The sequence below is a fragment of the Gilliamella sp. ESL1225 genome, from assembly GCF_058502635.1.
This window is the reverse complement of record NZ_CP196358.1, coordinates 1483715-1495482: the sequence shown is the minus strand read 5'-3', so window position 1 is coordinate 1495482 and position 11768 is coordinate 1483715. Positions and strand designations below refer to the sequence as shown.

At 33.0% G+C, this 11768-nt stretch carries 10 protein-coding genes and 1 pseudogene; 9 read left to right on the top strand and 2 right to left on the bottom strand.

Annotated elements, in window-relative coordinates; all coding sequences use genetic code 11:
- The first annotated feature begins 59 nt into the window (after positions 1-59).
- The 3 genes from ACSYSW_RS06920 to fabD all read left to right on the top strand — a co-directional run bounded on the left by ACSYSW_RS06920 (position 60) and on the right by fabD (position 2913).
- The gene (locus ACSYSW_RS06920) at positions 60-1388 is read left to right on the top strand and encodes an MATE family efflux transporter (protein WP_491705756.1); all 1329 of its coding nucleotides are present in this window, start codon (positions 60-62) and stop codon (positions 1386-1388) included.
- A gap of 36 nt (positions 1389-1424) precedes the next feature.
- Complete coding sequence (locus ACSYSW_RS06915; protein ID WP_491706231.1) at positions 1425-1790, top strand: hypothetical protein; 366 nt, start codon at positions 1425-1427, stop codon at positions 1788-1790.
- 286 nt (positions 1791-2076) lie between these two features.
- On the top strand, positions 2077-2913 hold the full coding sequence (fabD, locus tag ACSYSW_RS06910; RefSeq protein ID WP_491705758.1) for an ACP S-malonyltransferase: 837 nt from the start codon (positions 2077-2079) through the stop codon (positions 2911-2913).
- Positions 2914-3197: 284 nt separating this feature from the next.
- Here the strand turns inward: fabD and msrA are convergent.
- Together msrA and ACSYSW_RS06900 are read right to left on the bottom strand one after the other, a co-directional pair.
- Positions 3198-3695: pseudogene (gene msrA / locus ACSYSW_RS06905) on the bottom strand (peptide-methionine (S)-S-oxide reductase MsrA); the annotation flags it as partial.
- Positions 3696-3884: 189 nt separating this feature from the next.
- On the bottom strand, positions 3885-4256 hold the full coding sequence (locus ACSYSW_RS06900) for a rhodanese-like domain-containing protein (protein WP_491705759.1): 372 nt from the start codon (positions 4254-4256) through the stop codon (positions 3885-3887).
- A 360-nt stretch (positions 4257-4616) separates the two neighbouring features.
- Here ACSYSW_RS06900 and ACSYSW_RS06895 point away from each other — a divergent pair, with 360 nt between their 5' ends.
- From ACSYSW_RS06895 to ACSYSW_RS06870, 6 genes are all read left to right on the top strand, one after another.
- The gene (locus ACSYSW_RS06895; RefSeq protein ID WP_491705760.1) at positions 4617-5489 is read left to right on the top strand and encodes a helix-turn-helix domain-containing protein; all 873 of its coding nucleotides are present in this window, start codon (positions 4617-4619) and stop codon (positions 5487-5489) included.
- Positions 5490-5513: 24 nt separating this feature from the next.
- Positions 5514-6812 (top strand): 3-phosphoshikimate 1-carboxyvinyltransferase, encoded by a 1299-nt coding sequence (gene aroA / locus ACSYSW_RS06890; protein ID WP_491705761.1) that lies wholly within the window; start codon positions 5514-5516, stop codon positions 6810-6812.
- Positions 6802-7491 (top strand): (d)CMP kinase, encoded by a 690-nt coding sequence (cmk, locus tag ACSYSW_RS06885; RefSeq protein WP_491705762.1) that lies wholly within the window; start codon positions 6802-6804, stop codon positions 7489-7491. The genes aroA and cmk overlap by 11 nt, the downstream gene beginning before the upstream one ends.
- A gap of 270 nt (positions 7492-7761) precedes the next feature.
- Positions 7762-9444, top strand: coding sequence for a 30S ribosomal protein S1 (gene rpsA, locus ACSYSW_RS06880; protein WP_491705763.1), 1683 nt, complete (start codon positions 7762-7764; stop codon positions 9442-9444).
- Between the two features lie 99 nt (positions 9445-9543).
- The gene (locus ACSYSW_RS06875) at positions 9544-9834 is read left to right on the top strand and encodes an integration host factor subunit beta (protein WP_491705764.1); all 291 of its coding nucleotides are present in this window, start codon (positions 9544-9546) and stop codon (positions 9832-9834) included.
- A 454-nt stretch (positions 9835-10288) separates the two neighbouring features.
- Positions 10289-11692: a hypothetical protein gene (locus ACSYSW_RS06870; RefSeq protein ID WP_491705765.1), complete on the top strand. Its 1404-nt coding sequence runs from the start codon at positions 10289-10291 to the stop codon at positions 11690-11692.
- Positions 11693-11768: the final 76 nt, after the last annotated feature.

Below are 11768 nucleotides of genomic sequence, written 5' to 3'. Positions count from 1 at the left end.
TTTTAGAAAGCACTAAATAGAAGCCATTATATTATCGTTATATAATACAAGGACTATAAATGAATTATAAACTGCCTTTTACTATATGGTCTCTAAGCATACCAATATTCATCGATATGATACTGTCGTTTTCTATGTTTTTTATTGATAATATTTTTCTAAGCAAAATATCACTTACAGCCGCTGCAGCAGTTGGTGCTGTTTTACCAATAATAATAATATCTATAATGCTATTTATGATGATAGCACAAGGTGGTATAAGTGTTTCAGGGCACTTTCTGGGTGCTCAACAGCTTGAAAATGCAAAGTTAACATACACTGGAACATTGATCATTAATGCAATGCTTGGACTTATATTATGTATTGTATTAATTTTCGGATCTTCAACGCTAGTTAGCTTATTTGGAATGACAAACGATTCAGAGAATTTCGCAAGCAAATACCTTTCATGTATGTCTGTCGCCTTGTTTTTTATGGCTCTTAAGTTTTCAATGAGTGTAGTATGTATGTCTCAAGGTAAAACACAGTATAATATTTATGCAGGTGTTATTGTTAATATTCTTAATATCGTTTTTAACTATTTATTTCTCTACTATTCCAATATGGGTATATATGGTGTCGCATTAGCAACAATCCTTTCTCAATGTATTATCTGTTTATACTATCTTTATGTTGTAATTAAGAAAATGCATCACCAATATGATTTTAGTAAAGTTTTTAAAAATTTCAAGAAAGTAGTCCATCCGATTCTAGCAATAGGTATTCCTGCTGCTATTCAACCTGTTTCTACAGAAATAGGTATGTTTGTTCTTTCACTATTTACTATTATTATTGGTGAAGTCGCGATGGCAACAAGAGTGTTTGTCTTAAGTTTTCTGACTGTCTGTATTTCGTGGGCATCGTCGATATCAATTGGGAATCAAATTATGGTATCTCATTTATATGGAGCAAAAAAGTATATTCTTATCAATAAGATAATTTCCATACACATGCGATTAGCTATGTTTGGTAGCCTGATAATAGCAATAATATTGTTTTCATTTGGTGATAAGCTATTAATGATATTTACAAATGATCCATTTGTTATTTCAACTGGTCTTATTTTGCTCAGCCTTGGAATAGTAATTGAACCAATACGTAGTCAGGTTACCATGTTATCTTATAGTCTAACAGCAACTGGAGATGCTAAGTTTCCTGCATTTTTTAGTGTATTTACTACATGGTGTATAACTATTCCCTTAGGTTACTTTCTAAGTATAAAACTTGCTATAGGCTTGCCTGGTATTTGGATTGTCCTATTAGTCGATGAAACGGTTCGAGCTGCAGTTTATAATAGCCGATGGCTTTCCGGTAAATGGCAAGTAGCGAATAACCAGCATTTACATTAGTTCAGTTTTAAAATAACTAAACGAAAAGGTTAAACGATGACATATATAAGAATTTTTCTCGGTGTAATCATGCTATTTCTGGGGCTTAATAAAATGTTTCATATAATACCTAACGGGTATTTGAGTCTTGACACATCATTAGAAACCGAAAATGTAAGTCAATTTTTTTCATTATTGATGATTTTTATTGGGGCCTTACTGGTCGCAAACAGTTTTGTTCCTGTCGCTCTTTTATACGGATTATTTTTGTTGTTCTATTATCTTTTATTTCATTCTGTTTTAACAAAAGAAACCATTTTATTAATTGTTATAGCTTGCCTGTTAGATATTGTCTTGATTTATTATCATCGTAAAATTTTTATTATTTTTCTAGGAAAAAATAAAGTAAAAAATAGAGTTTAATTAAACACTGTTACTTAAACAATAATAGAAACCAGAATATAAAGATATCATCATAGTAAGCATAAGTGAAAATTCTGAAACTAATATAGTAAGAAAATCTCCTTTAAATAGGGTCAGGTTAGTCATTTTTCCATTTGTTGGGGGGATTGCATCTTCTTTTTATAGATGGATAAAGGACTTTCCTTTTAAAAATGAAGTATCGATTAGTATTATCGAACTACTTGGAAGAGGTAAAAATTCTCGCCCCCTTATATAAAAATTTTTTGAATATACGAGGAGAATAAATATGTTAACGATAATGTTTCCAGGGCAAGGGACTCAATTTAAAGGTATGGGGGTTCATCTTTATGACAAATACAATAATTTATTTCAAATAGCGAGTAAAATTTCAGGCTTTCCTATTCGTGAAATATGTGAGCATGGAGGAAAAGAGCTGAATAGAACAAGCATAACTCAAATTGCACTATTTACGATAAATTCAATGTATTATGAAGAGGCTAAAAGTATTGGAATACAACCTGATTTTTTATTGGGACATTCACTGGGTGAATTTAATGCTTTATATGCATCAGGTGTTTATGATTTTATTACTGGAGTTGAGATTGTATGTAAACGAGGGAAGTTAATGGAGAGCGCACATACAAATGGTGGCATGTTAGCAGTCATTGGCGTCAGTCAAGATATCATTGAAGACACATTAAAAAGTTATAACAAAGTATTTATAGCCAATTTTAATTCAGCAAAACAAATAACTGTGTCAGGCGAAATAGATCAACTTGAGTTATTTAAAAATCAAATTGAATTAGTTGGAGGAAGTACTATTCCACTGAATATTTCGGGAGCTTTTCATTGCCCACTGATGCAAAATGCGTCTGAGGAGTTTAGTGATTTTTTATCAAATTATACTTTTAATCCGCCAAAGATTAAAGTAGTATCAAATTTCACAAAAGAAGTCTATCTTGATGGCTTTATCAAAGAAAATATGACTTTTCAGATGGTAAATCCGGTGCGTTGGGAAGAAAGTATCAAGGGAATCGCCAAACAAGGATTAGGTATTTATATTGAATTAGGGCCCAAAAACGTACTGACTAAACTTAACAACTTTATTTTATCGTCACTATAAACTACTGACTGTAGTTGTGTAGTAACCTATCAAGCAAGGGATGTCTTTTTTTATCTGCAAATAGGGTTACTTATTCTTAAAAAACTAAATTTGTTGAATAGTATCAATCCCCAAAAGGGTTCACAGCTAAGCAATGCTATTGCTTTTTAATTTAATGGGTTTGAATATTGTCTAGGATTATATGTTATTTCTTTTTGGATAATAAATATGTTTGATGCAAGCAATAATTTCCATTATTGCTTGCTATTTTGTTATATCAACTAAATAGTTAATCCAGGTAAATCCGGCAATGGTTCCGAGGCTTTTTGTAAATTGATATGACAATAACCATTAGGGTGTTTGTCTAAATAGCTTTGATGGTGTTCTTCAGCGCGGAAAAAATGTTGCAAAGGTAATACTTCAACTTGAATAGGCTTACTATAAAGCTTTTGCATGGCATGAATCACTTTATCGATAATTTCATGATCTTTTAAATCCGTATAGTAAATTCCAGTACGATATTGAGTACCTATATCATTGCCTTGACGATTTAAAGTCGTCGGATCAATCACTCTAAAAAAGTGCCGTAAAATATCAACAAGCGAAATAGTATCGGCATCAAAAGAAAGTTTTATTGTTTCAGCATGTCCTGTATTGTGGTAACAAACGTCTTCATAGCTAGGATGCTCAGTTTTACCATTAGCATAACCAGATTCTGCACTAATTACACCGTTAATTCGTTTAAAATAGGCTTCTAATCCCCAAAAACATCCCCCAGCAAGATATATAGTTTTTTTATTCATAGCGATTCACCTTATTAACGAGTAATACTATTTATGATTAACAAATTATGATTATTAATCATTTGGTTACATGCTATCACTTGTATCAATAAAACAAAAGATTTTAAATATCTCCATAAAGTTAAGTTAAAATCATAGAATTAATAAAATAAAAACAGACGGTTTTATGATATAAGATCCTAAAATGGTTTAATCTTGGCTAATAGGAAATTGCAAAGCATGCCAAGCATAAAAACCACCTGCCATTGAATAAACTTCGCTGTATCCCATTTTAGCTAAACTCTCAGCGACTAATAATGAGCGATAACCAGCTGCACAATAAGCGATAATGGGAGTATTTTTGTTTGGGATCATTGTTTCAATATGACTTTCGATGATACCTCGACTTAAATGGATAGCATAAGGTAAATGTCCATTTTGCCACTCATGGTCTTCTCGCACATCGATTAAATAAGGTAGTTTCTTTTCATCCATTAAATTTTTAACATCTGAAAAATTGATTTCTTTTACCTGTTGCCTTGCTTGTTCGCATAATTGCTGAAATGCAGATAGAACGACCATATTAAATCCTTTTTAATTAATTTAGATTAAACATCTTATATTTAAGAATAAAAACTATTCTAATCGAATCATTGGTAAAATGAAGTTTTTTCTTATCGTTGTTTTTTTAAGCACAAAATGAAAATACTTAAGCGATTAATAACAATAGTTAGATAGGTTAATAACGAATTCTTTAGTAGATATAATCAAGATTGTAGAGCTATTTTATTTAACCATTTAATTTTGATTTAAAATATATTGTTATCAACAACAGTTATATTTATGTAATTTTAGTAAATCAACGTTAATTAAAAGTGTCTATAATTGGTTTTACTTCTATCTTATGCTACACTTTGCCCACTCTAATCATTTGAGATAATTATGAATAGTGGATTTATTGATTATTATGCTATTGGACAGAGATTAAGAGCTTATCGGATTGCCGCATCTTTAAAAGCTGAAGATATTGCAAAGAGTTTAAAAATTTCTAGGGCTGCCGTTTACCGATTAGAAAAGGGCGAAATTATCAAAATTGAGACCTTAGAACGTTTAGCTTATTTATTAGATACCTCGTTCGCCAGTTTATTAGGAATTGATACGGAATATTATTCAAGTGGCGAAGGCTTTTTTGAAAGGATGAGACAGTTAGAGGAGCGTTCATCTGATATATATTCCCACTTTGATCCTTTTTCTTTTTTATTAACTTCTCCCAATTATTTAGACCTTCTTACCGTTATGCTAACTGAATCTACATCGGCAAGAGAACAGCAAAAATATTCTATTACTTTATCAATTTTAAAAGAACGTAAAGCACAGTTTGAAAAAGCATCCCCTAAAGTGATTAATCTGATAAGTTTACGAAATATTGAGCGTTTTTTACATTTAGGGTTAGTGGGTAATTTAACTTTGCCACTTGGCAAAAAATCAGAAAGAGTACTTTTAGCACGCCAAGAGATTAATCATTTAATTGAATTACTATCACATCCTGATTCTGCACCTATCGTTGGCATTACACAAGAAGCTATTCCATCTATCACGTTTCAGATTTTTTATGACGGTGGGCAATCACTTGCCTTAGCGATGAGTCCCTTTCGATTAGGAGAATTACCTAATGTCACAACTGGCATAGCTTCGATTACTTCATCAGAAAATGCCATTAAACGTTATCGATACTTATTTGATAAATTGTGGCAAAATAGTGCAAAAGAACAAGATGCCATTAGTTTATTAAAGGCAACATTAGATAAATTTTAAATTAGTGAGATGAATGAGAGAGTTATGATATCACTTACACTTAAACCGATAAAAAAAATACAAGGCACGATCAATTTAGCAGGCTCTAAAAGTGTGTCTAATCGGGCATTATTATTGGCAGCTTTAAGCCAAGGTAAAACGCGATTAATCAACTTATTAGATAGTGATGATGTGCGTTATATGTTAGACGCACTAAAAGCGCTTGATGTTCATTTTCAGTTATCAAATAATAATACCCTTTGCGAGATAGAAGGAGTTTGCGGTAAATTATCGAACGCTCATCCATTAGAATTATTTTTAGGAAATGCAGGCACGGCAATGCGACCACTCACAGCTGCATTAAGTGTGTCTAATAACGAGAATATGACTAATATCATATTAACGGGTGAGCCTCGAATGAAAGAAAGACCCATTGCTCATCTAGTTGATGCTTTAAGGCAAGGCGGCGCTAAAATTGAATATCTTGAGAATGAAGGGTATCCACCATTACGCCTTTCTGGAGGGTTTAAAGGTGGAAATATTGAGGTAGATGGTTCTGTATCTAGCCAGTTTTTAACAGCATTATTGATGGCATCTCCACTTGCTGATAATGATACAAAAATTACCATAAAAGGAGATTTGGTCTCTAAACCTTATATTGATATCACCCTTAACATGATGGCAACGTTTGGTGTAATGGTTTATCATCAAAATTACCAAACCTTTATAGTTAAAGGTCGGCAAACATATAAGTCGCCAACAGAATATTTAGTTGAAGGTGATGCATCTTCTGCCTCGTATTTTTTAGCTGCAGCAGCGATAACAGGTGGAACAGTCCGCGTAACAGGTATTGGTAAAAATAGTTTACAAGGTGATATTCAATTCGCCAAAGTACTTGAACAAATGGGGGCTAAAATCACCTTTGCAGATAATTATATTGAATGTACAGGTGCTGAGTTAAAGGGAATAGATATGGATATGAATCATATACCTGATGCGGCGATGACAATCGCAACGACAGCTTTATTTGCAAATGGCTCAACAACAATACGCAATATTTATAACTGGCGCGTAAAAGAAACGGATCGCTTAGCTGCTATGGCTTGCGAGTTAAAAAAAGTAGGTGCGATAGTTGATGAAGGACAAGACTATTTAACGATTATACCTCCAAGAGAACTTAAACATGCTGAGATTGAAACCTATAATGATCATCGTATTGCTATGTGTTTTTCATTAGTTGCGCTTTCTGATGCCGGTGTGACTATTTTGGATCCAAATTGCACATCAAAAACGTTCCCAGATTATTTTGAAAAGTTTAAACAAATGAGCCAATATGATGAATAAGACCATTCCAGTAATAGCCGTTGACGGACCAAGTGGCGTAGGTAAAGGCACGTTATGCCAAGCGCTAGCAAACCATTACAATTGGCATCTTTTAGATTCAGGTGCAATTTATCGTGTACTGGCTTTTGCAGCTTTAGCTGATCATGTTCCATTGAATGATGAAAAAACATTAGCAGAATTAGCACGTAAATTGCCCTTGACGTTTGATAGTTCACATAGTGAAACACAGGTGTTATTAAACGGTCAGAATGTTACAAGGCAAATTCGCACTGAAGAAATCGGCGGTGCAGCGTCAAAAGTTGCGGCATTAATTGAAGTTAGACAGGCTTTATTAGAGAGGCAACGTGATTTTAGGCAATCTGCAGGATTAGTAGCAGATGGTCGTGATATGGGCACCGTCGTATTTCCTGATGCTCAAGTAAAATTGTTTTTAGATGCGAGTGCGCAATCGCGTGCGGAAAGGCGATTTAAACAGTTGCAAGAAAAAAATATTTATGCTAAATTCGGCGATATTTTGCAGGAGATAGCGGAACGTGATGAGCGGGATCGAAATCGCACTATTGCTCCTCTTAAACCAGCAAACGATGCACTTATAATTGATACCACATCATTATCCATTCAAGATGTTTTTAACCAATCAATTGCATATGTGAATCAAAAATTAGCGCAAAAACTATAATTTTGATAGTTTCTTAATTTTAAAACTGTTTTTTGCTCTTCTTGAATAAGAAATTCTCGATTAAGAAAATCTTATTGATTAAAAAATAGTTATAAAAATGAAACTAAAAATTATTGTAAGTAGTAAAATATACACTCTAACCAGAAATAGCGTTATGAAATCTATTTTGGTGACCGTAGCTCTGCGACAAGGATGTACAGAGTATGATAAACAACCCCACTAAACACGATGTAATGTGGACGTTAAATTTTAACTAAAAGTAAATTAAATATGACTGAATCTTTTGCTCAACTCTTTGAAGAGTCTTTAAATCAACTAGACACTCGTTCTGGTAATATGATCCGCGGTACTGTCGTTGCAATCGACAAAGACGTTGTTTTAGTTGATGCAGGTTTAAAATCTGAATCAGCAATTCCTGTCGAACAGTTTAAAAATGCCCAAGGCGAATTAGAAGTTCAAGTTGGTGATGTTGTTGATGTTGTGCTTGATTCAATTGAAGATGGATTTGGTGAAACCATTTTATCTCGTGAAAAAGCAAAACGTCATGAAGCATGGTTAACATTAGAAAAAGCGGTTGAAGATGCTGCAACTGTATTAGGTGTTATCAATGGTAAAGTTAAAGGTGGCTTTACAGTTGATCTAAATGGCGTACGCGCATTCCTTCCTGGTTCACTTGTTGATGTTCGTCCTCTACGTGATACATCTCACATTGAAAATCGCGAAATTGAATTAAAAGTCATTAAATTAGATCAAAAACGTAATAACGTTGTTGTATCACGTCGTGCAGTGATCGAATCTGAAAATAGTGCTGAAAGAGAACAACTTCTTGAAAATCTACAAGAAGGATCAGAAGTTAAAGGTATCATCAAAAATCTTACAGATTACGGTGCATTCGTTGATCTTGGTGGCGTTGATGGTTTACTTCATATCACTGATATGGCATGGAAACGTGTTAAACATCCAAGTGAAGTGGTTGAAGTCGGTCAAGAACTTTTAGTTAAAGTCCTTAAATTTGATAAAGATCGTTCACGTGTATCACTAGGTCTTAAACAATTAGGCGAAGATCCATGGGTTTCTATTGCTAAACGTTACCCAGAAGGTACTAAAGTAACAGGTAAAGTAACTAACTTAACGGATTACGGTTGTTTTGTTGAAATCGAAACAGGCGTTGAAGGCCTTGTTCATGTTTCTGAAATGGATTGGACAAACAAAAATATTCACCCATCTAAAGTTGTTAGTCTTGGTGATGTGGTTGAAGTTGTTGTTCTTGAAATTGATGAAGAACGTCGCCGTATTTCACTTGGTCTTAAACAATGTAAAGCAAATCCATGGTTACAATTTGCTGAATCTCATAATAAAGGCGATAAAGTTAGCGGTAAGATCAAATCAATTACAGATTTCGGTATCTTTATTGGTTTAGATGGCAATATTGATGGTTTAGTTCACCTTTCTGATATCTCTTGGAATTTACCAGGTGAAGAAGCGGTTAAAGCTTATAAGAAAGGCGACGATATTTCAGCTATCGTATTACAAGTTGATCCAGAGCGCGAACGTATTTCTTTAGGTATCAAACAACTTGAAGAAGATCCATTTAATAGTTTTGCTGCAAACTTCAAAAAAGGTGCAATTATTAAAGGTAAAGTGATTGCTGTCGATGCTAAAGGTGCAACAATTGATATGGCTGACGGTATTGAAGGATACTTAAAAGCCCAAGATATTGCTCGTGAACGTATTGAAGATGCTACCTCTGCGTTAAAAGTAGGTGATGAAGTTGAAGCGAAAATTGTTAATATAGATCGCAAAACTCGTGCAATTTCGTTATCTGTTCGCGCTAAAGACGAAGCTGACGAAAAAGAAGCTTTAGCAGCTGTTAATAATACGACAAATCAAGAAGATGCGTCATTTACTAATGCAATGGCAGAAGCGTTTAAAGCCGCGTCTAAAACTGAATAATAGTTTTTAGTCCAAAAGATGAGAGGGTAACCTCTCGTCTTTTGCATTATACTAGGAAGAGTAAGAAATATAATGCATAAATTATAAAGGGACATATTCATGAATAGATCAGATTTAACAGAGAAAATAGTAAGCTCTCGACCTCATTTACCGGTGAAGTTAGTGGATGATGCTGTGAGAGATATTATTGAGCAGATCGCTATAACGATGGAAAATAATGGACGCGTTGAAGTTCGTGGTTTTGGTAGCTTTGGATTGAACTATCGTGCCCCACGAAAGGCAAGAAACCCACGAACAGGCGGAAATGTTGAAGTTAAACATAAATATATTCCACATTTTAAGCCAGGTAAGGTATTACGTGAAAGAGTGAATGAATTAGCTCAGGAGTAATCACTGAAAGTTTTTAACTTAAGCCTTTATTGTTTAAAAGGCTTTTTCTTTTTTTATGCAAGCACCATCAAGTGAGTAAAATTTATATCTAAATAACTCGCCAAAGCAATATCTAAAATAGATTTATTATAGTATCAATGCTGTATCTAATAATATCGAAAACAATTATCGATTAATATTTACAAACTAACCTACAAATATATTATTAAATTTGAAAATCAATCGTATTTTATTAAAAAAGAACAAACGATAAAAAACTAAATATAAAAAATTTAATGTCTATAACATAAAATGGAAAAGAAATAAAATGTGTATTCATAAAATAATCTTAATTAATATAATATTAAATATGAAAATATTCAAATCGATATATTCTATTAAAACGATTTGTTTAATAATTGTATTTTTCACTTTAATGAGCAGCAAGCAAGTATTAGCGGAGATTTTAGATTCTTTGAAACTAAATGAAACTAATATAACTATTGATACTAATAAAATCAAATTAAATCAAATATTGCCATTGAACATTGAGGCAACAACGAAAGGTAATATACAAGGTTCACTTCCTCTTTTTTCTGTTGATGGTGGGGTAACTAAATCTGAAAACATGAATGAACTATTTACGATAAAACTATCGGATGGGCGGTTATATAAAAAAGCAGATTTAGCAAATTTTACCCAATCAAATCCGATAGTATTACCGGATGGTGAACGGACGTTTTCAACAATTAGCCAATGGTTACCAGAAAATACGATTAAATTATCATTAAGAGATTTCACTCAATATTGGCAGGATGACGATGGAGATATTGTCAATCCATTACTAAACTCGGCATACTTCAAAATGGATATTAGAGATACTAATGATAATATAATACCTACTACCGAAACTTTAAAAACTTGTCAGTCCCCTTATAAAATCATTTTAACGCACGATGAAGCAGCAATTAATACGCGTTATGGTTTGCCAAAAACAAGAATTGTACCAAATGCAAGAACAATTTTTTATATGAAACCTTATCCTGAAAATCAAGGGAACCCCTATGTTTGTTGGGCACAAGCTGTCATATTTAACTTCAGCAATACAAATATTAAAACTTCCGATTATGATAAGGACAATGGTTTTTTATTAAAAAATGTTAATATTCCAAGCGATAACTTCCCGACAACGGGATTTGACCAAGCCTATTTTTATTTAATTTTTGCTAATACTGATTCAAGCGAGTTTGAAATAACCAAAGAACCAAGCACATCACCCATAAATGTGTCTTTAGGCGGTTGGAGTAAATCGGATCGCGAAAAGAATTTTTCGAATCCAAAAAAACGATGGGGCTATAAACTTGTACTAAATGGACCTAATAATAGTTCAACAGCGACGCAGGCATTATCATTTATTCCGACAACATTCAAATTATACTTAAAAGGTGATCGTTCTTCACCTGTTTATAGTTTTACGATCAGTAAGTGGTTTATTCCACTACCAACAGGTTATTCAAGAAATGAAACTTCTAAAGCAATTAATGATTGTAACTTATATGGTTATAATGTACCAAAAGTTCGAGATATTACAAATTCAAAATCGCGTTATTTAGGGTGGAATATACCTGATGCAAATCCAAAAGCAGATGTTTATTATGTTCCACAAATTGGAGCGGGATTGATCACTGAATGGCAATCTTTTATCAAAGATTATTATCCTAACCCAGGTATGACTATGACAACATTTTCTCATACGTATTTAGCTCAATACGAAAATAATTTTTATTGGATAGGCAGTTCGGGTGCCGACATTTATAATTTAACTTATACGAATATTGGTTATATTGCCTGTGTTAATCCCTATTCGAATACGCAATAAAAAATGGCAAAATTAGATTTATCGATCCAATTATGATAAATGTTTGTATTTAAACATTGAAAGGAAATAGGAAGAG